The organism is Sphingomonas beigongshangi (assembly GCF_016820445.1).
Classification (GTDB): domain Bacteria; phylum Pseudomonadota; class Alphaproteobacteria; order Sphingomonadales; family Sphingomonadaceae; genus Sphingomonas; species Sphingomonas beigongshangi.
The window spans coordinates 457,190-477,018 of the sequence record NZ_JADHDT010000001.1; the positions used below are offsets into that span (position 1 = coordinate 457,190).

Sequence of the window (19,829 nt, forward strand, 5' to 3'; positions counted from 1 at the left end):
AGTTTCTCATGCCATCCTTCGCCCCCGCGCTCGAGACCACGCTGCACAAGGCGCTCGAGGCCGCGTCGTCCCGCCGCCACGAATATGCGACGCTGGAGCATTTGCTCCTCGCGCTGATCGGCGACGAGCATGCGTCGAAGGTGATGGAGGCCTGCAACGTCGATCTCGGCGATCTGAAGACCACCGTCGCCCATTATCTGGATACCGAACTCGACGCGCTAAAGGTCGATGCCGTCACCGATCCGTCGCCGACCAGCGGGTTCCAGCGCGTCGTGCAGCGCGCGATCCTGCACGTCCAGTCGTCCGGCCGCGACGAGGTGACCGGCGCCAACGTCCTTGTCGCGCTGTTCAGCGAGCGCGAAAGCTATGCCGTCTACTTCCTGCAGCAGCAGGACATGAGCCGTCTCGACGCGGTCAGCTTCATCAGCCATGGCGTCGGCAAGGGCGGCCAGGCGGCGGAGGCCGCACCGCCCAAGGGCGCGGAGGAGGAAAAGCCGAAAGCCGCGGCCGACAAGGGCAAGGGCGAGAGCGCGCTCAAGCAGTTCACCGTCGACCTCAACGAAAAGGCCAAGAACGGCAAGGTCGATCCGCTGATCGGCCGTGGGCCGGAGGTGGATCGCACGATCCAGATCCTGTGCCGCCGCAGCAAGAACAACCCGCTCTATGTCGGTGATCCCGGCGTCGGCAAGACCGCGATCGCGGAGGGTCTTGCGCGCAAGATCGTCGAGGGCGAGGTGCCCGACGTCCTGAAGGAGGCGGTGATCTACAGCCTCGACATGGGCGCGCTGCTGGCCGGCACGCGCTACCGAGGCGATTTCGAGGAGCGGCTGAAGGCGGTCGTCTCCGAGCTCGAGAAGATGCCGCACGCGGTGCTGTTCATCGACGAGATCCATACCGTGATCGGCGCCGGCGCGACCAGCGGCGGTGCGATGGACGCCTCGAACCTCCTCAAGCCGGCCTTGTCGGGCGGGACGATCCGCTGCATCGGCTCGACCACCTACAAGGAATTCCGCAACCACTTCGAGAAGGACCGCGCGTTGCTGCGCCGGTTCCAGAAGATCGACGTCAACGAACCGACGGTGGAGGACACGATCAAGATCCTCGCCGGTCTGCGGTCCGCCTTCGAGGAACATCATTCGGTCCGGTACACGCCCGACGCGATCAAGTCGGCGGTCGAGTTGTCGGCACGCTACATCAACGACCGCAAGCTTCCCGACAAGGCGATCGACGTGATCGACGAGGTCGGGGCGATGCAGATGCTGGTGCCTGCCAACAAGCGCAAGAAGACGATCACCGCGCGCGAGATCGAGGCGGTGATCGCGACGATGGCGCGCATCCCGCCCAAGTCGGTCAGTTCCGACGACAAGAAGGTGCTGGAGACGCTGGAGACGGACCTCAAGCGCGTGGTGTTCGGCCAGAACGGCGCGATCGAGAAGCTCAGTGCGGCGATCAAGCTCAGCCGCGCCGGCCTGCGTGATCCCGAAAAGCCGATCGGCAACTATCTGTTCACCGGGCCCACGGGCGTCGGCAAGACGGAGGTCGCCAAGCAGCTCGCCGCGATCCTGGGCATTCCGCTGCAGCGCTTCGACATGTCCGAATATATGGAACGCCATTCGGTCAGCCGGCTGATCGGCGCGCCTCCGGGCTATGTCGGCTTCGACCAGGGCGGGCTGCTGACCGATGCGGTGGATCAGAACCCGCATTGCGTACTGCTGCTCGACGAGATCGAGAAGGCGCACCCGGACCTGTACAACATCCTGTTGCAGGTGATGGACAACGGCCGCCTGACCGACCAGCACGGCAAGACCGTCGACTTCCGCAACGTCATCCTCATCATGACGACCAATGCCGGCGCCGCCGACATGGCGCGCGAGACGGTTGGCTTCGGCAACCTGACCCGCGAGGGTGAGGACGAGCAGGCGGTCCAGCGGATGTTCTCGCCCGAGTTCCGCAATCGCCTGGATGCGATCGTGCCGTTCGGCTACCTGCCGACCGAAGTCGTGGCGCGTGTGGTGGACAAGTTCATCCTCCAGCTCGAACTGCAGTTGGCGGATCGGCAGGTCCATATCAATCTGGACGAAGCCGCGAAGACGTGGCTCACGGAAAAGGGCTATGACCGCCTGTATGGCGCGCGTCCCATGGGTCGCCTCATCCAGGAGAAGATCAAGCAGCCCCTCGCCGAAGAGCTGCTGTTCGGCAAGCTGGTACATGGCGGCGAGGTGACCGTGCGGCTGAAGGACGGCCAGCTGTCGTTCGGCATCGAGCCCGCGGCCCCGAAGAAGCCCAAGAAGAAGGGAAAGGCGGAGCCGATCGACGCCGATTGAGCCTTCGCCCTTTTTGATCCGAAACGGAGCGGTCTCGGCGAGATTCGCTCCGTTTTCGCCGTATCTTCGTTTGCATGAACACCGACGGACATGACCCGGGCTGCCCGGACGACGATGATGCATCGCTCGACGATCACGCCTTGTTCGACAATCCAGCGGCGATCCGTCGCCTCGACATGCGCGGTTATCGCGACATTACCGCGGGGCGACTGCTCGGAAATGAGGCGGTGACCGTGTGGCTTGGCATGTGGAGCCAGACGGGCGACGAGGCGCCGCGATGTCGCTGATCTGGACGGAAGGGGCCGTCACCGATCTGGAACACGTTCGCCGCTACCTGCGCGCCATCGGGGGCGGCGGCGAACTGCGGCTGGCATGGGCGATCGTGGATACGAGCCGGCGGCTCGACGCAGCGCCGATCCATACCGACGGATGCCATGATGTCCCGCTCCTTGCCCCGTTCGTGCTGCGTGTCCATGGCGAAGGACCCACGGCGTTCGTCCTGGCCGTGAGGCAATGCGGCAGCCCTCTCCGCTGACGCGCCGCGGCGCGCTGCGCTGGACGCCTCCGAAAAGCTCCACAGGCGTTGGGTGCGCCTCGGCCGCACTCCACGCATCAGCTTGTCCTGTTGCCGCGTTAACCATTGCTTGGTGAACCCGCCGTATCGCCAATGCGATGTCGGTGAACATTGCCTTGTCACGACTGTTCGCGCTGCTGGGGGCGCTGACCCTGTTCGCATGCCCGATGCCCGCCATGGCGATGCCGGGCAAGCCGGTCGCGACCTGTGTGACGCGCGCGCGTCCCGGTGACACGCCGGCACGCCTGTTCGCCCATACCGCCCGGTTCGACTGCAAGGGGCCGCAGAATGCGTACGGCTCTGGCGATTTCTGGATATTGTCGCAGAAGCTCGGCCCGCTGCCCAAAGGCGCGGCGACGGTTCGGTTCGCAAGCACGTGGCAGCACGGCGTCGCGCTCTATATCCTGTATGCCGACGGCCATATCCGACGCACCGGCTTCGACAGCCGCACTGCTGGCCGCGCGCTGATGCTGGGCGCGACATTCCAGCTGATCGTTCCGCCGCGGCAGGCGCCCCCCACCCGCTTGCTGTGGCATGTCCGCGGATCGTTGAACCTGCGCGGCATCGTCAATGGCCCGCTCGTCGGCAACTATACCGACAGTGCCCGATACGAACTCGCAATGGCGGCGCTCTACGCGGCGTTCGCGGGCATGTGCATCGCGCTCCTGATCTACAATCTCGCGCTGTGGGCAGCGCTGCGCCAGGCTTTCCAGCCGGCCTATTGCCTGATGGTCCTGTGCCTGCTCGGCTATGCGTTCAGTTCGTCCGGCCTGCTGGGACAGATCACCGCGATCGACAACAACGATCGCATGCGGTTGAATTATCTGCTGCTGGCCGCCGCGGCGACCGCGGCCGTCACCTTTGCGCGCACCTTCTTCGAACGGCGCGTCTTCGATGGCTGGTTGCGCCCGGCCAGCACCGCGGTCGGGCTCGGCGTGCTGGCGACCGCCTCGGCATTCGCGCTGCTCTCCCCGCGTTTTGCCGTCGCGATCAACCTCGCGGTGAACCTGTCCTATCTCCTGCTCATCGGACTTGTCGGGGCCGTGCTCTGGCGCGCGTGGCGGGTGCGCAGCAACCATCTCTGGATCTTCGCGATCGCATGGGGCGCGCCCGTCGCCCTCTGTTCGGTGCGCGTGCTCGCTGCGATGAACGTCATCGGCTGGCATTGGTGGATCGATCAGTCGACGTTGCTGGCGATGGCACTGGAAGCGTCCTTGTCGTCTTTTGGCGTCGCCTACCGCATCCGTCTTCTCAGCGTTGAGCGCGATGTCGCGCGCGAGCAGGAGATCGCCGCTCGCCTGCTGGCCGCAACCGATCCCCTGACGGGACTGCTCAACCGCCGCGCATTCCTCGAACAGGCCATCGGCAGAGAGGGCGACCAGCAGCTCGTCATCGCGGACATCGATCATTTCAAGGCGGTCAACGAGACGATCGGCCACGACGGGGGCGACGAGGTGTTGCGACGCGTCGCGCGGGCTTTGGTAAGCGTGGCACCGCCGGGCGCCCTGGTGGCGCGATTCGGCGGTGAGGAATTCGCGCTGCTCGTGCCCGCCGCGTCCGGCTTCGACGCCGACCGGGCGCTCGACGCGATGCGGGCGGAACGGATGCCTTTCGACCTCACCGTCACCGCAAGCATCGGCACCTGCAACGGCCCCCTGGTACGCGAAACGGACTGGAAAGCCCTTTACCGCTGTGCCGATCGCGCGCTCTTCGAAGCGAAGGCGGCAGGCCGCGACCGGGTTCGCGACGCCGCGCGGCTTTACTCCGCCGCCTAGTGTGCGATCCAGCATAGCTGGATCGTCCACGCACGTGGATCACACTCTAAACTACTGGCCTTAAATTCGCGTCGATGCTAGCGTTCGCAGCCGGGAGACACGCGGATGAGCGACCGGCGGAAGATTGCAATTGGGGTGGGCGTTGCCATCGCGATTCTCGCCGTGCGCCACCCGACCGCGGACATTCGCGTCATCACGCACGACATGGCCGATCCAACGCCCCACCGGATGCAGGCCGCGATCGACTTCGGCCTCGTCGGCGTTTCGATCCTCTACACCTGGACCCAGCGCCTGCGCTGACCGATCAGCCGAAAACCGTCTTCAGGTTCATGAACTCGTGCAGGCCATAGGGCCCGAGTTCCCGACCGTGACCGGAGCGCTTGATCCCGCCGAAGGGCGCTTCGGGTGACGAGGCGAGCATGGCGTTGACCGCGGTCATGCCCGCCGCGATGTCGCGCTCGAACCGTTCCCGCTCTGCGGCGTCGTTCGTCCAGACCGAGGATCCGAGGCCGAAGGGCACGTCGTTGGCAAGGGCGATGGCGGCATCGATATCATCCGCCCTGAACACCATCGCGACGGGGCCGAACAGCTCCTCCTGCGCGGCCGGATGATCGATCGGAACATCGACCAGCACGCCCGCCGACATATAGGCCCCCTTGCCTGGAAGCGCCTCTCCGCCGAACAGCAGCCGGCCGCCCGCCTGCTGGATGGCGGCGAGCTGGTCAAGCGTCGTCTGCCGCTGCTCCTCGCTGGACAAGGGGCCCATGTCCGTGTCGCTCGCCATCGGATCGCCCGCCTTCACCGCGCGCATCGCGGCGGAAAAGCGGTCGAGAAACGCGTCGTAGACATCGGCATGGACGATCATGCGCTTGGCGCAGATGCACGACTGGCCGGTGTTCTGCACGCGCGCCTTGACGGCCTGGGCGACAGCCTTGTCGAGATCGGCGGACGGCATGACGATGAACGGGTCGGAGCCGCCGAGCTCGAGCACCACCTTCTTGAGGTTGCGTCCCGCGGCCTCCGCGACCTTCATGCCCGCGCCCTCGCTGCCGGTCAGCGTGACGGCGACGATCCGCGGGTCGTCGATCAGCGCCTGCACCTTGTCCGAACGGATCGCGAGATTCTGGAACAGTCCGGCGGGTGCGCCGGCCGCGATGATCGTTTCCTCGATGGCGGCGGCACACCCCTGCGTGATCGAGGCGTGTTTGAGCAGCCCGACATTCCCCGCCATGATCGTCGGCGCGACGAAGCGGATGACCTGCCAATAAGGGAAGTTCCACGGCATGACCGCCAGCACCGGCCCCATCGGCAGCCAGCGGGCCGTCGCCGGGCCGGATGCCGTCTCGAACGACTTGGGCGCCAGCATCGACGGCCCTTCCTGCGCATAATGACGGAAGGCGGCGGCACATTTCTCGACTTCGGCGATCGCGGAAGAGAGGGTCTTGCCCATTTCGCGCGTCGCGATCTCCGCGAGCCGCCGCTTGTCCGCCTCGAACGCTTCCGCGATCCGTTCGAGCAGATCGGTACGCTCGTCATAGGAGGACACGCGCCACGTCGCGAACGTCGCCGCGGCGCGCGCGATCCGCGCCTCTACCGCGTCGGCGGTCATTTCTGGAATCGGAGTTCCGGCCTCGCCGGTCGCGGGATTGATGCTGGTGAACATGCGTCGGCGAACGCTTGGAATGCTTGCCCGATCCCGCGCCCTGCCGCATAGCGCGTCCCCATGGATACGCCGATCGAGAGCCTGTCGTTCGAGGAAGCCCTCAAGGAGCTGGAACGCATCGTGTCCAGACTCGAGAGCGGGGAAGCCAGCCTGGACGAATCGATCGCGCTGTACGAACGCGGTGATCGCCTTCGCCAGCGCTGCGCGGAGCGGCTCGACGCCGCCCAGGCCCGGATCGAGGCGATACGCCTCGACGCGGAGGGCAAGGCCGCCGGTACGCGTCCCTTTGCCGCGGGCTGAGCCGATGGCCGCCGCCCCGCTCCACCCCACGCTCGCGACCGCCCTGGCCGAGGTGGCGACGGATATCGACTGGCGTTTCGACCGGCTGCTGGCGGTGCCCGACGACGCGCGCGCCGACCTGTACCGCGCGATGCGCCACGCCGCGATCGGCGGCGGCAAGCGACTGCGCCCGTTGCTCGTCCGCGCCACGGCCGATCTGTTCGGCGTGTCGCGGGCATGTTCGGGAGAGGTCGCGGCAGCGATCGAGGCGATCCACGTCTATTCACTGATCCATGACGATCTGCCCGCGATGGACGACGACGACCTGCGCCGTGGCAAGCCGACGGTGCACAAGGCGTTCGACGAGGCCACCGCCATCCTCGCCGGCGATTGCCTGCACGCGCTGGCGTTCGAGGTGCTGGCGGAGCCGGCGACGCATCCCGACCCCTTCGTCCGCGCGGAACTGGTGATGGCCGTGGCGCACGCCTCGGGCCCATCGGGCATGGCCGGCGGCCAGATGATGGACCTGGTCGCAGAACGCTCGCGCTTCGACCTGGCGACGGTCACCCGGCTGCAGCAGATGAAGACGGGCGCGCTGATCTCCGTCTCGGTCGAGGCGGGGATGATCCTGGGCCGCGTGCCCGTCGACGGTCGTCGCGCACTGCGCGGATATGCCCACGACCTCGGCCTCGCTTTCCAGATCGCCGACGACCTGCTCGACGCGGAAGGCGATGAGGAGGCGGCTGGCAAAAGGCTGCGCAAGGATGCGGACGCGGGCAAGGAAACCTTCCTGACGCTGCTCGGAATCGAGCGCGCGCGCGAGCAATGCGCGATGCTGGTCGACCAGGCGATCGCGCATCTCAAGGGCCATGGCGCCGAGGCCGACGTGCTGCGCGAACTGGCCCGCTACGTCGTCGCGCGCGATCGGTAAGGACGAGCCCCATGACCAGCCGCATCGGCGTCTATCCCGGGACCTTCGACCCCATCACGCTGGGCCATATGGACATCATCCGGCGCGGCGCGAAGCTGGTCGACAAGCTGGTGATCGGCGTGACCACCAACCCGTCCAAGTCGCCGATGTTCACGCTGGACGAGCGGATGGCGATGGTGCGGCGCGAGGTCGAGGATATCGCGGGGGCGATCGAGGTCGTCGCATTCGATTCGCTGCTGATGGATTTCGCAGAGCGCGAGGGCGCCAAGGTGATCGTTCGCGGCCTCCGCGCGGTGGCCGATTTCGAATATGAGTATCAGATGGCCGGCATGAACCAGCAGATCAATCCGCGGGTCGAGACGGTGTTCCTGATGGCGGATGTCGCGCTGCAGCCGATCGCAAGCCGCCTGGTCAAGGAGATCGCGCTGTTCGGGGGCCCGATCGCGCGCTTCGTCACGCCGCAGGTCTGCGAGGAGGTCGTCGCGCGCGTCAAGACCATGGGTCAAAAGGGTAGCTGACCGCCCCTCGTCCAGCGAGAGGCTGCCGCCCCCGCAACGTTCAGTTTGGTGCAACCCGCATTCTGGTCTAAGTCGCCGCCATCACCTGGATAGGATTTCCATGCGCGCGTTCGCCCGTTCCCTTGCGTTGACCACCCTGTGCCTCGCGACCGCGCCGGTCGCGGCGCAGGTCATCGAAGCCAATGTCGCCGGCCGGGAGACTCCGCCGCCGATCACCGACAAGCAGAACCTCTGGCTGCTCGACCTGTCCGACGGCGGTCGGGTCACGATCTGGCTGCGCCCCGACGTCGCGCCCAAGATGGTCGAGCGGATCAAGACGCTGACCCGGCAGCATTTCTATGACGGCCTCGTCTTTCACCGGGTGATCGACGGCTTCATGGCGCAGGGTGGCGACCCGAAGGGTGACGGCACCGGCGGCTCGACGCTGCCCAACGTCCCATCCGAATTTAATTACCTGCCGCACGTCCGCGGGGCCGTGTCGGCGGCACGGGCGGACGACCCGAACAGCGCCAACAGCCAGTTCTTCATCGTCTTCCAGCCCAAGCTGAACCTCGACAAGAAATATACGGTCTTCGGCCGCGTCATCGACGGTATGCAATATGTCGACGGGATCGAGCGCGGCGAGCCGCCCTCGGACCCGACCAAGATCGTCCATGCCTATATCGCCGCGGACGATCCCCCGCCCTACGTCAATGTACCCGCCCCCGCGCCGGTCAGCCTCGGGGCACCGGTGACGCTGCCCGGTTCGGGTGCTCCCGCCGGCAAGTCGGCGCCCAAGAAGGTGGCACCGAAGGCGAAGTGAGGGTCGAACTCTTCGATTTCGCGCTACCGCCGGAGAATATCGCGCTGCGCCCAGCCTCGCCGCGCGACGCGGCGCGGATGCTTGTTCTCGACGGCGACGCGACGCGCGATGCCCATGTCCGCGACCTGCCGGCGCAGCTGCGCGCGGGCGACTGCCTCGTGTTCAACGATACGCGGGTGATCCCGGCGCAGCTGGAGGGTCGGCGCGGCGACGCGAGCATCGGCGCGACGCTGCACAAGCGCGAGGGGCTGCGACGCTGGCGCGCGTTCATCCGCAACGCCAAGCGGCTACGCGAGGGCGACGCGATCGACTTCGGCGCCGGCGTCTCCGCCACCGCCAGCGACCGGGCGGAGGATGGCAGCTTCGCACTCGATTTCGCCGGCGACGAGCCGGTCGAACAGCTGCTGGAGCGTGCGGGGCGCATGCCGTTGCCCCCCTATATCGCCGCCAAGCGGCCGACCGACGCGCGCGACGCGGACGATTATCAGACGATGTTCGCCGCCGAGCCGGGTGCGGTGGCGGCGCCTACGGCCGCGCTGCACTTCACGCCGGACCTGCTCGCGCGCCTCGACGCCGCCGGGATCGGGCACGAGACGCTGACGCTGCACGTCGGGGCGGGCACCTTCCTTCCGGTGAAGGCGGAGGATACGGACGCACACCGGATGCATACCGAATGGGGGCGCATCGATGCGGCGACCGCCGATCGGCTGAATGCGGTGCGCGCGCGCGGCGGCCGCGTGATTGCCGTCGGCACCACGTCGCTGCGCCTGCTCGAAAGCGCCGCCCGCGACGACGACACGATTGCACCGTTCGAGGGCGACACCGCGATCTTCATCACGCCGGGCTACCGGTTCCGCGCGATCGACGGGCTGATGACCAATTTCCATCTGCCCAAGAGCACGCTGTTCATGCTCGTATCGGCGCTGATGGGACTGGAGCGGATGCAGGCGGCCTATGCGCATGCGATCGCGAGCGGCTACCGATTCTACAGCTACGGCGATTCGTCGCTCCTCCTGCCGCCACGGTGACCCCCATGCTGCTCGCGCTGCTGCTCCAGGCCCAGGTTTCGGCCGCGCCCGTCCCGACGCAGCCGCCGACGCAGCCACAGCCGCCCGCGACCTTCGTCGTCGAGCCCGCGGCGATGGCGATCGTCGCCTGGGACGCGGACGGCGACGGCCGCACGACACGCGTGGAAATGCAGGCCGGGGTCCGTCGCAGCTTCGCCGGCGTCGACGGCAGCGCGACCGGTTCCATCGGCTATATCGGCTTCGCAGACTGGGCGACGCGGTGGCTGGGCGATCCCAATGCCCTGCCGAGCCCGTTCGAGGTGGATGCGGACGGCGACAACCGGATCACGCTGCCGGAGCTGGAGGCGGCCTTCGCGCGCATCTTCGATCGGCTCGACAAGGACCGCGACGGCGCAGTGACGCGCAAGGAGGCGCTGACGATCCGCGCCAATGCCGGCATGGCTAACGGGCCGCCGGCGGGACGACGCAAGCGACCCTAGGGGCATTGCGGATCGTCATGCGTCCGCCGTCGCGATGCCGACGCGATCCGGCCTCCATGCCGCCGCGCGCACGACGCACCGCTTGCCACGCCGTCACGCCGCACGGGTCGCGCCATGACGTCGAAAGCCTTGGCCGGCGCGGCATATCCTCGACAGCCGGCGCCGCTTTCGCCAAGAGCCCTGCCCCATGACCGAGCGTTTCGCCTTCACCATCGCGGCCACCGACGGTCGCGCGCGTACCGGCACCATCCGGATGCAGCGCGGCACGATCCGCACCCCCGCCTTCATGCCCGTCGGCACCGCCGCCACCGTCAAGGCAATGAAGCCCGCCGATGTCGAGCGGGCGGGTGCGGACATCATCCTGGGCAACACCTACCACCTGATGCTGCGCCCCGGCGCGGAGCGGGTCGCGAAGCTCGGCGGGCTACACGATTTCATGGGCTGGCAACGCCCTATCCTGACCGACTCGGGTGGGTACCAGGTGATGAGCCTGTCCGACCTGACCAAGAGGTCGGAGGAGGGCGTGGCGTTCAAGTCGCACCTAGACGGCACGCGCCACATGCTGAGCCCCGAACGATCGATCGAGATCCAACGGCTGCTCGGCAGCAACATCGTCATGGCGTTCGACGAGCTCGTGCCGACCACCTCGACGCGCGAGGTGCAGGCGGCGGCGATGGAGCGATCGATGCGCTGGGCGAAGCGCAGCCGCGATGCCTTCGACGGTGGCGGCGACCATGCCGCGAACAACGCCATCTTCGGCATTCAGCAGGGCGCGCTGGACGAGTCGCTGCGCAAGGCGAGCGCGGACGCGCTGATCGATATCGGCTTCGACGGCTATGCCGTCGGCGGGCTGGCCGTGGGGGAGGGACAGGAGGCGATGTTCGGCTGCCTCGACTTCGCGCCGCAACAGCTACCCGCCGACAAGCCGCGCTACCTGATGGGGGTCGGCAAACCCGATGACATCGTCGGGGCGGTCGAGCGCGGCATCGACATGTTCGATTGCGTCATGCCGACGCGATCGGGGCGCACCGGCCAGGCGTTCACGCGCGGCGGCCCGATCAACCTGCGCAACGCGAAATTCGCGGAGGATACGGGTCCGCTCGATCCCGCATGCGGCTGCCCCGTGTGCGCGACTTGGAGCCGGGCCTATATCCACCATCTGGTTCGCGCCGGCGAGATCCTGGGCGCGATGCTGATGACCGAGCATAACATCGCTTTTTATGAAGGGTTGATGGCGGACCTGCGAAGCGCCATTGCAGATGGCGCGTTGACCGCATTCGCCACGACGTTTCGCGCAACGTATCGGCGCGAAAAGGGAGAGTAAGATGGCCGACCAGCCGGACGAACAGCCCAACGAGATCTTGGAAGCCGCCGCTGCCGCCAAGGCGCGCGGCGCCGCCGCGGAAACGCGCACCGCGGATCCTGCGAAGACCGGACACTGGCCGATGCGGATCATCGGCGTGGGTATCGGGTCGGCCGCGGTGGCCGCGGCGGTGCTGTTCGCCAATTCCGGGCGGAAGAAGGGCAAGACGCGGGGCTGACGGCCGCTCCCCTCCCGCTTGTGGGAGGGGCTGGGGGGTCGGCCTGACCGGGGAAGAAACCACGCCGGATACGTGCGCCGACGCAATACGACGGCCGACATCGGACGTCACGACGCGCCCACCCCCGCCCCCTCCCGCCAGCGGGAGTGGCGTGATCGGATGTCGGTTGCGCAGGCCGGCGACAGACCTGGTCGGCGCCGAGATGGCCGCACGCGATGCGGATGCGTTTCGCCGGCTCCATACCCGAGACGAACACAGTGCAGCTCCGACATCCCGCTCCCCTCCCGCTTGCGGGAGGGGCTGGGGGTGGGCCCGACCGGGGAAGAAACCACGCCGGAAACATGCGCGGACGCGATTCGGCAACCGGGCGAAAGTGGCACCCCTCCGCCGCCGTCGGGCGATGCGAAGCGCCGATTGACACCGCCCGGCCGGACGGGCCACCCTCCGGGGCTCCCGAACCGCCGCTTGCCGGAGCCTATACACATGCGTCTCGTCCGTGCCGCCCTTCTTCTGGGCGCTGCCCTGCTGCCGCTCGCCGCCACCGCCCAGACGGCGGCCACGACCGACGCCGCGGCCGTCAAGCCGATCGCCTTCACCGAGCGTACGCTGGCCAATGGCCTGCGCGTCTACGCCATCCGCGACACGTCGACGCCGAACGTCGCGGTACAGGTCTGGTATGACGTCGGGTCGAAGGACGATCCCAAGGGCCGCTCCGGCTTCGCGCACATGTTCGAGCATCTGATGTTCAAGGCGACGCGCAATCTCGTCTCCGAACAGATGGATCGGCTGACCGAGGACGTCGGCGGCTACAACAACGCCTCGACCAACGACGATTATACCAATTACTATGAGGTGGTGCCGGCCAACCACCTGCAGCGGCTGCTGTTCGCGGAAGCCGACCGGATGGCGAGCCTGGTCGTGGAGCCCAAGAGCTTCGCGTCCGAGCGCGACGTGGTGAAGGAGGAGCTGCGCCAGTCGACGCTCGCGCGGCCCTACGGCAAACTGTTCTCCACCTATCTATCCGCGGCCTCCTATACGCGCCATCCCTATGCCCGCTCGACGATCGGCAGCATCGAGAATCTCGATTCGGCCGGCATCGACGACGTGCGCGCCTTCCACGCCACTTACTACCGGCCCGACAATGCCATCCTGGTCGTCGCCGGCAACTTCGATCCCGCGACGCTGAACCGCTGGGTCGACCAGTATTTCGCGGGCATCGCCAAACCCGCCGGCGCGATCCCGCGCGTGACGGCGACCGAACCCGACCGGACGAAGGCGGTCAGCTACACCGTCTACGAGCCCAATACACCGCTGCCCGCAGTGCTCATGACGTGGCACGTCCCGGCCGACCGCAGCGCCGACGTCCCCGCGCTGACCGTGCTCAACACGATCCTGTCGACCGGCGAGAGCAGCCGGATGTACGAGAACTTGGTCTATCGCGACCAGCTCGCGCAGGATGCCGCGTCGTTCCTCGACACCAAGCAGGGGACGGGCAACCTCGTCGCTTATGCGATCCTGGCGGGCGGCAAGACGGCGGACCAGGGCGCCGCCGCGCTGAAGGCGGAGATCGCGCGCTTCCGTGACGCGCCGGTCAGTGCCGCCGAACTGGCGGAGGCGAAGAACGAGATCCTTACCGCCGCGATCAAGAGCCGCGAGACCGCGGAGGGCAAGGCCCGCATCCTCGCTTCCTCCGTGATCATCGATGGCGATCCGCGCGCCGCCGACCGCCAGCTGGCCGAAATCGCGCGGGTCACCGCCGCCGACGTGCAACGGGTCGCGCGCAAATATCTGAACGACGACCAGTCGGCGACGATCCGCTACCTGCCGGACAGCGCAAAGCCGGCCACTTCCACCGGCGACACGATCCAGGTCGCCGCCACGGTGCAGACCGAGCCGCTGACGCCGCCCGCGAACATCGCCGTCGTGACGCCCGCACCCGAGGGGCAGCGCGTGATGCCGCCCGCGCCGGGTGCGCCGGTCAAGGCCAATCTGCCGCAGCCGGTCGAAACGCGCCTTTCCAACGGACTGCGCGTCATCACGGTGGAGAAGCACGACCTGCCGATCACCACCGCCTATCTGGTCGCCACCGGCGGCGAGGCGCTCGACCCCGCCAATCGCCCCGGCGTCAGCCAGCTTGCCGCGACGTTGATGACCAAGGGCACGGCGACGCGCTCCGCGACCGAGATCGCACGGCAGATGGAAAGCCTGGGCGGATCGATCGGCGCTGACGCGGCCGAAGAGGGCGGCTCCGTTGCCGTCACGGTCAAGTCCGACCAACTTGCGCCGGCGATGACGATCCTGGCGGATGTCGCGCAGCATCCCGCCTTCGCGCCGCAGGAGCTGGAGCGCGCGCGGTCGCAGGCGGTCGATGGCGTCACCGTCGCGTTCAAGAATCCGGCCCAGCTCGCCGCGCTGGTCGCCGATCGCGCGACCTTCGGCGCCTCGCCCTATGGCGCGCCGGGCAACGGTACGCCCGCGTCGCTCAAGGCGATGACCCGCGCCGATGTGACCGCCGCCTATGCGCGTACCTGGCGGCCCGATCAGGCGGCGCTGATCCTGGTCGGCGACGTCACGCCGGCGCGGGCGAAGGTGCTGGCCGAGGCGCAACTGGGCAATTGGCGGGTCGCGGGTCGTGCGACGCCCCTGCCGGCCGCGCCGGCCCTGCCCGCGCCGCGCGTCGTCGCGGTCGACATGCCCGGCGCCGGGCAGGCTGGCGTCGTCGTCGAGCGTCCGGCGATCGCGCGCAACGATCCGCGCTTCTACCCGCTCGCCGTCGCCAACACCGTGCTCGGCGGCGGCTTCTCGTCGCGGATCAACCAGGAGGTGCGGATCAAGCGTGGCCTCGCCTATGGTGCGTCGAGCGGCGTTGACGCGGCGCGGGCGACGGGCAGCTTCGCGGCGCGGACGCAGACCAAGAACCCGACCGCGGCGGAAGTCGTGACGCTGATGACGGCGGAGATGGCCAAGATGGGCGCCGCGCCCGTGCCGGACAGCGAACTCGCGTCGCGCAAGGCGGTGTTGGTCGGCAATTTCGGCCGCGGCATCGAGACCACCGAGGGCGTGGCAGGCATCCTCGGCACCTATGTGCTCGACGGCGTGCCGCTCGACGAGCTGCAGCGCTATACGACGAAGGTCGAGGCGGTGACGCCGGCGGAGGTGCAGAGGGTGTCGGCGACGTTGCTCGATCCCAAGGCGGCGAGCATCGCCGTGGTCGGCGACGCCAAGCAGTTCATCGCGCCGCTCCGCCAGGCCTATCCGACGGTGGAGACGCTGAGCGAGGGACAGCTCAACCTGGACAGCGCGACCTTGAAATAAGCGTCCGGAGGGTGTCGGTGGTGCGTATCGGCGGCAATGCCGTGCATCACCGACGCGAAGGCTGCTGATCGGGAGCCGGATGGCCAGGCCGCCCCACGACCTGTGCCGCTTTGGGCATCGACGGGTGTCCGCAAAGGGGCGCTTTGCACGGCACGATCGGCTATGGGCGGGGCATGCGGGTGCGTGCAGAGACGATGCGGAAGGTGGCGCGCGGCTGGCTGGTCGCGATCGGCCTTGCGCTTGCGGTGCTCGTCGCGCTGGCGATGCGGGCGGCGTGGCTCGCCATCGCAGCGCACCCGGCGGGTAGCGTGCCACCGATGCCCGCAACCGTCGGTTACGAGGCGGAGGCGCATTTCCCCGGCGCGGCGCTGCTTTATGCCGCCGCGGAGGACATGCCCGCCGCCGCCGAACAGGCCGCGCCGGCAGCCGGCGTGACCGGTACGATCGCGCTGCCGCCGCCGCCCGCCGCCGCGGCCCAGCTCTCGGCGGGGCTCCAGGCGGGCGCTGGCGCCGCGCCTTTCTCGATGCGGCTGGGGAGCGCGACCGATCGCGGTCGCGCCGTCGAATGCCTGACCGCGGCGATCTATTTCGAGGCGGCGTCGGAGCCGGACGCGGGTCAGGCGGCGGTGGCACAGGTGGTGCTCAACCGCGTCCGTCACCCCGCCTTCCCCGCCACCGTCTGCGGCGTCGTCTATCAGGGGTCGGAGCGATCGGGTTGCCAGTTCAGCTTCGCCTGCGACGGCGCGATGGCGCGCGTGCCGTCGCGCGGGGGCTGGGCGCGCGCGGCGCGGGCGGCGGCCCGGGCGCTCGGCGGCTATGTCTTCGCACCGGTAGGGCTGGCGACGCATTACCATACCTATGCCGTGACGCCGGCGTGGAACCGGATGCTGGTGCTGACCGACGTGGTCGGCGCGCACCTGTTCCACCGCTGGAAGGGCTATTGGGGCACGGCCGGGGCCTTCACCCGTCCCTATCGCGGCGGCGAGCCGGTGCCGGGGCCGCATGCGCCGCCGCTCGCGCCGCCACCGCCGGCCACGTTGATCGCAACCACCGCCGCGGTGCCGGTCGCGCCCGCGGTCGCCACGGGCGCTCCGATCGTGGGAGCAGGGCAGGCGACCGCCCTGCCCGCCTCCGCGAGCGACGATCACCTGCCGCCCGCCTCCACCGTGCTCGACAAATGGAAGGATTCCGGCAAGCCGCTCAAGTGACGCGTCCCGCCCTCGCCCCATGCCGGGGCGGACGGCATCCGTCCGCCGCGACCGGGGTCAGCGCGCTGCCTTCACATATTTGTCGTACCACGCGATCGCGCGCTGCGTCACGTCGCGCGACTGTTCCGGCGCGGGGACGCAATGGCCGGCGTCCGGATAGATCACCAGGCTGACGGGCACGTTCATGTCCTTCAGCGCGTGCCACCATTCGATCGACTGGGTCGGCGGGACCTCGATGTCGCGCTCGCCGACGTAGATGAAGGTCGGCGTCTTCGCCTTCTTGGCGAAATAGACGGCCGAGACGTCCTGATACGCCTTCATGTCCTCGTACATCGTCTTGCCGAAGAAGGGCAGCATCCACTGGTCGATGCCGTTGGTGCCGTAATAGCTGACCCAGTCCGACAGGCCGGCGCCCGCGACGATCCCCTTGAACCGGTTGGTCTGCGTGTTCGCCCACATCGCCATGAAGCCGCCATAGCTGCACCCGCCGAGGCCCAGCCGGCCATCGTCGACCGGTGCGACCTTCTCCACCGCGTCGATGCCGGCGAGGATGTCGCGCAGGTCGCCGCCGCCGAAGTCGCGCTTGTTCGCGGCGGTGAACGCCTCGCCCTGGCCATAGCTGCCGCGCGGATTGGGCAGGAAGATGTAATAGCCCGCGTTCACCAGCTGCCCGACCATCGTCGTCGGCATGACGAAGCCCGGCGTCGAGGCCGCCGAGGGGCCGCCATGGACCATGGTGATCATCGGCGCCTTGGCGCTGGGCGCGGTGCGCGGGCCGAGCAGCCAGCCCTGCACGTCGAAGCCCTCGTTTTTCCAGCTGACGCTGCGCGCGGCGACGGAGGGCTGGACCGCGTCATTGTCGTGCGTGAGCTGGCGCAGCGCGGCGACGGGGCCGGCATAGATGGCGGGCGCATGCTCGTAATCTTGCATCACCGCCGCGGCGATGCGGCCATCGGCGGAAAAGACGGCGCGCCCGTCGCCCGCGCTCGCGCTCGCCGCCTGGGCGAAGCCGGGAGCGACCGCACGGCCGGGCTCCAGCATGCCCAGCCGGACGCGGTCGCCGACGAGGCTGACGGTGCGCAGCCCGCCCCGCGTCCAGTCGATCGTCGTCACCGTCTCCTTCGCGCCCGCCGTGACGTTGCGCGGCGTGCCGCCGGCGAAGGGCACGGTGAAGACGTCGCCGCCGATCGAGCCGAAGTCGCTCATCAACCCGCCGATATAGGCGATCGTGCGGCCGTCGGGCGAAACGCGTGGCTGGTTGAGCTGCGTCGCGGGCTTGGCGATCTGGCGCACGGCGCCCGTCTGCGCGTCGATCGCGTCCAGCGTCGCGACCCACCAATTGTTGTCGCCGTTGCCGAGCGCGGTGGTCGCGACGAAGCCGCGGCCGTCGGGCGTCCAGTCATATTCATAGACGTAGCGGCCTTGCGGCGAGACCGGCTGCACGTCCGCGACGGTGCTGGCGGCGACGTCGAACACGGCGAGCCGCTGCTCGTCGTTATGCTCGCCGATCTCGCCGATCATGCGCACGCCGGCCTGCGTTGCGCCCGATTCCTTCGCCGCCCCGAGCGTGACGAGCAGCGCGACGCGCCTGCCGTCGGGCGAGACGCGCGGCGTCTGCGCGATGCCGCGCACGGTGGCGAGCGTCCGCACCTTGCCCTTCGCATCGGCATAATCGAGCGCGACCGTGCCGGCCTTGTAATCGCGCGCGAGGAAGACGAGGTCGCCGTTAGGGGCGAAGGTCAGGCCCGAATAGCCGCAGCTGGCGCAGGGATCGAGCGTGCCGATGACTTTGCCGTCAGCCGCGCTGCGCAACGTCACCACGCCACGCCCCGCCTGTGCCTCGATCGTCGCGATCCGGTCGCCGGCGGGACTGAGCGCGAGCGCCCCATATTGATGGATGACGGGCACGGTCTGCGACGCGGCGGGGATCGCGGAGACGAGGATGGCGGCAGAGGCAAAGGCGGCGGATTTCAAGCGCATGACGGCTCCGGACGGGCGGTGGATGCGCGCAGCTTAGCGTGCCTCGACGCGCCCGCAAGGGGAACGGGTCAGCGGCGCTGACCGTTGGCCGCGAATGAGCACAAGTGCCGGACGATGAAGGACGATCTCAAGCCGACGACCGAAACGCGCGACCCCAATCTGTCGACCGAACATCAGCGCCCGGGCGATGCGCGCCGCCCGAGCGAGACGCTCGACAAGGGACAGCCCGAAGCGGAGACGATCTCGCGAAAGTCGTCGCTCACCAAGAACGCCTAGCGCCGCCGGGCCGAGACGACACCGGTCGCGCGCCTCCCGCGGGAGCATTCCCTGTGCGCGGCCCTGCCCCGGTATCGCCGCCGCTGCCCCTCCGCGCCGGGACGGCGTATCGAATATCAACACACGGCGGCGCGATGCCGGGCGGCGATTCCGCCGCTCGATAGACCTCCGTGCGCGCAATGACGGGAAGATCGGTCGCACGCCATCGCCGTGGGCCGTCGCCGCGCCCGTGGCTCCCGCCCCGACCCATCAACGCCGATCGCACCGTGGGCCGGGATTCTGCGTCAGCCGGCCGACGCGGATCGCCGTCCATGCCCTGGCGACCGGACGCGGCCGGCGGCGCCGCGCGTCAGGCGGACGCGGATTCGCGCAGCGGCAGCGCCTTCCCGGTCTGGCGGTCGAGCCCGAGCGCGGTCACCACGTCGAGGGCGGTGACGGCCGCGACGAACGCGAGCGCCGCCTGAACGGCGCGGTTGCCGGGGGCGCGACGGGCGGCGGCGCCGAGCGCGATACTGAAGACGCCGAGACCGATAATAAGCCTCTTATAATCCATGAGATTGTTTCCGGAACACGGAACGGGCCGGCCCAACGGATCGGACCGGCCCGCGCTCCTGCCGGATAAGGCGGATCAGTCCTTCAGTCCGGCCGGTACCGCACCGCCGTTCTGCGACAGTTCGCGCATCACCGCCTGGTGCAGCCAGATGTTCATCTCGGCCGATCCATCCTTGGCACCCGTATAGCCGAGCTCGGTCGCCAGCTGCTTGCGGTTGTCGAGGCTGGAATCGAGGTCGAGCAGCTTCATCAGGTCGACGATCGAATGGCGCCAGTCGAGGTTCGGATTGCCCTTTTCCTGCGCGATGCGGGCGATGGCCGCCTCGGCGTCGACCGGCTGCGCGGCGGGAGCCGCCTGTGCAGGCGCGGCTGGGGTCGGGGCCGGGGCGGGCGCGGCGGCGGGCGCCTGGGGTGCCGGCGCGGCGGGCCGCTCCGGTTCGGCGTCGGTCGTCTGCGGATGCCCGCTCTGCGTGTTGGCGGCATGGCCGGAGAATTGACCACCCAGCGGCCCCTTGTCGCCGAAGATCGCATGGCGGATCGCGCCGAAGATGCTCATCGATATACTCCTGCTACAGATAGACGAA

20 protein-coding genes are annotated in these 19,829 nt (G+C 68.6%); 16 read left to right on the forward strand and 4 right to left on the reverse strand.

Annotated elements, in window-relative coordinates; all coding sequences use genetic code 11:
- Nucleotides 1-8 precede the first annotated feature (8 nt).
- The 5 genes from clpA (at nucleotide 9) to IQ292_RS02170 (ending at nucleotide 4,973) form a co-directional block, all read left to right on the forward strand.
- Entirely contained in the window at nucleotides 9-2,324 is a 2,316-nt protein-coding gene (gene clpA / locus IQ292_RS02150) for an ATP-dependent Clp protease ATP-binding subunit ClpA (protein ID WP_203308651.1), read from the forward strand.
- Between the two features lie 74 nt (nucleotides 2,325-2,398).
- The gene (locus IQ292_RS02155; RefSeq protein ID WP_203308652.1) at nucleotides 2,399-2,611 is read left to right on the forward strand and encodes a hypothetical protein; all 213 of its coding nucleotides are present in this window, start codon (nucleotides 2,399-2,401) and stop codon (nucleotides 2,609-2,611) included.
- Nucleotides 2,602-2,859 (forward strand): hypothetical protein, encoded by a 258-nt coding sequence (locus tag IQ292_RS02160; RefSeq protein WP_203308653.1) that lies wholly within the window; start codon nucleotides 2,602-2,604, stop codon nucleotides 2,857-2,859. Before IQ292_RS02155 ends, IQ292_RS02160 begins: the two co-directional genes overlap by 10 nt.
- 143 nt (nucleotides 2,860-3,002) lie before the next feature.
- On the forward strand, nucleotides 3,003-4,673 hold the full coding sequence (locus tag IQ292_RS02165) for a sensor domain-containing diguanylate cyclase (protein WP_338057568.1): 1,671 nt from the start codon (nucleotides 3,003-3,005) through the stop codon (nucleotides 4,671-4,673).
- Between the two features lie 105 nt (nucleotides 4,674-4,778).
- Nucleotides 4,779-4,973 carry a hypothetical protein gene (locus tag IQ292_RS02170; RefSeq protein ID WP_203308655.1) on the forward strand — a complete coding sequence of 65 codons (195 nt, stop codon included), beginning with the start codon at nucleotides 4,779-4,781 and terminating at the stop codon, nucleotides 4,971-4,973.
- A gap of 4 nt (nucleotides 4,974-4,977) precedes the next feature.
- On the opposite strand, the gene IQ292_RS02175 is transcribed toward IQ292_RS02170, so the two are convergent.
- Nucleotides 4,978-6,336, reverse strand: coding sequence for an NAD-dependent succinate-semialdehyde dehydrogenase (locus IQ292_RS02175; protein ID WP_203308656.1), 1,359 nt, complete (start codon nucleotides 6,334-6,336; stop codon nucleotides 4,978-4,980).
- A gap of 60 nt (nucleotides 6,337-6,396) precedes the next feature.
- Between IQ292_RS02175 and IQ292_RS02180 the strand changes: the two genes are divergently transcribed.
- The 10 genes from IQ292_RS02180 to IQ292_RS02225 all read left to right on the forward strand — a co-directional run bounded on the left by IQ292_RS02180 (nucleotide 6,397) and on the right by IQ292_RS02225 (nucleotide 16,437).
- Entirely contained in the window at nucleotides 6,397-6,636 is a 240-nt protein-coding gene (locus tag IQ292_RS02180) for an exodeoxyribonuclease VII small subunit (RefSeq protein WP_203308657.1), read from the forward strand.
- Between the two features lie 4 nt (nucleotides 6,637-6,640).
- Nucleotides 6,641-7,546, forward strand: a complete 906-nt coding sequence (locus tag IQ292_RS02185) for a polyprenyl synthetase family protein (RefSeq protein WP_203308658.1) — start codon at nucleotides 6,641-6,643, stop codon at nucleotides 7,544-7,546.
- 11 nt (nucleotides 7,547-7,557) lie between these two features.
- The gene (coaD, locus tag IQ292_RS02190; protein ID WP_203308659.1) at nucleotides 7,558-8,064 is read left to right on the forward strand and encodes a pantetheine-phosphate adenylyltransferase; all 507 of its coding nucleotides are present in this window, start codon (nucleotides 7,558-7,560) and stop codon (nucleotides 8,062-8,064) included.
- Nucleotides 8,065-8,164: 100 nt separating this feature from the next.
- Entirely contained in the window at nucleotides 8,165-8,866 is a 702-nt protein-coding gene (locus IQ292_RS02195; protein WP_203308660.1) for a peptidylprolyl isomerase, read from the forward strand.
- Nucleotides 8,863-9,894 carry a tRNA preQ1(34) S-adenosylmethionine ribosyltransferase-isomerase QueA gene (queA, locus tag IQ292_RS02200; protein WP_203308661.1) on the forward strand — a complete coding sequence of 344 codons (1,032 nt, stop codon included), beginning with the start codon at nucleotides 8,863-8,865 and terminating at the stop codon, nucleotides 9,892-9,894. The genes IQ292_RS02195 and queA overlap by 4 nt, the downstream gene beginning before the upstream one ends.
- A 5-nt stretch (nucleotides 9,895-9,899) precedes the next feature.
- Nucleotides 9,900-10,373, forward strand: coding sequence for an EF-hand domain-containing protein (locus tag IQ292_RS02205; RefSeq protein ID WP_238940767.1), 474 nt, complete (start codon nucleotides 9,900-9,902; stop codon nucleotides 10,371-10,373).
- Between the two features lie 187 nt (nucleotides 10,374-10,560).
- On the forward strand, nucleotides 10,561-11,697 hold the full coding sequence (tgt, locus tag IQ292_RS02210; protein WP_203308662.1) for a tRNA guanosine(34) transglycosylase Tgt: 1,137 nt from the start codon (nucleotides 10,561-10,563) through the stop codon (nucleotides 11,695-11,697).
- 1 nt (nucleotide 11,698) lies between these two features.
- Complete coding sequence (locus IQ292_RS02215) at nucleotides 11,699-11,914, forward strand: hypothetical protein (protein WP_203308663.1); 216 nt, start codon at nucleotides 11,699-11,701, stop codon at nucleotides 11,912-11,914.
- Between the two features lie 483 nt (nucleotides 11,915-12,397).
- Nucleotides 12,398-15,229, forward strand: coding sequence for a M16 family metallopeptidase (locus IQ292_RS02220; RefSeq protein WP_203308664.1), 2,832 nt, complete (start codon nucleotides 12,398-12,400; stop codon nucleotides 15,227-15,229).
- A 173-nt stretch (nucleotides 15,230-15,402) separates the two neighbouring features.
- On the forward strand, nucleotides 15,403-16,437 hold the full coding sequence (locus IQ292_RS02225; protein ID WP_203308665.1) for a cell wall hydrolase: 1,035 nt from the start codon (nucleotides 15,403-15,405) through the stop codon (nucleotides 16,435-16,437).
- 57 nt (nucleotides 16,438-16,494) lie between these two features.
- Here IQ292_RS02225 and IQ292_RS02230 read toward each other — a convergent pair whose 3' ends face one another.
- Nucleotides 16,495-18,417 (reverse strand): S9 family peptidase, encoded by a 1,923-nt coding sequence (locus IQ292_RS02230; RefSeq protein ID WP_203308666.1) that lies wholly within the window; start codon nucleotides 18,415-18,417, stop codon nucleotides 16,495-16,497.
- A gap of 114 nt (nucleotides 18,418-18,531) precedes the next feature.
- Between IQ292_RS02230 and IQ292_RS02235 the strand changes: the two genes are divergently transcribed.
- Nucleotides 18,532-18,693 (forward strand): hypothetical protein, encoded by a 162-nt coding sequence (locus IQ292_RS02235; RefSeq protein WP_203308667.1) that lies wholly within the window; start codon nucleotides 18,532-18,534, stop codon nucleotides 18,691-18,693.
- Between the two features lie 349 nt (nucleotides 18,694-19,042).
- Here the strand turns inward: IQ292_RS02235 and IQ292_RS02240 are convergent, their stop codons facing one another.
- The gene (locus IQ292_RS02240; protein ID WP_203308668.1) at nucleotides 19,043-19,246 is read right to left on the reverse strand and encodes a hypothetical protein; all 204 of its coding nucleotides are present in this window, start codon (nucleotides 19,244-19,246) and stop codon (nucleotides 19,043-19,045) included.
- 75 nt (nucleotides 19,247-19,321) lie between these two features.
- A complete protein-coding gene (locus IQ292_RS02245; protein ID WP_203308669.1) occupies nucleotides 19,322-19,801 on the reverse strand; it encodes a DUF3597 domain-containing protein in 480 nt (159 codons plus the stop codon).
- Nucleotides 19,802-19,829 lie beyond the last annotated feature (28 nt).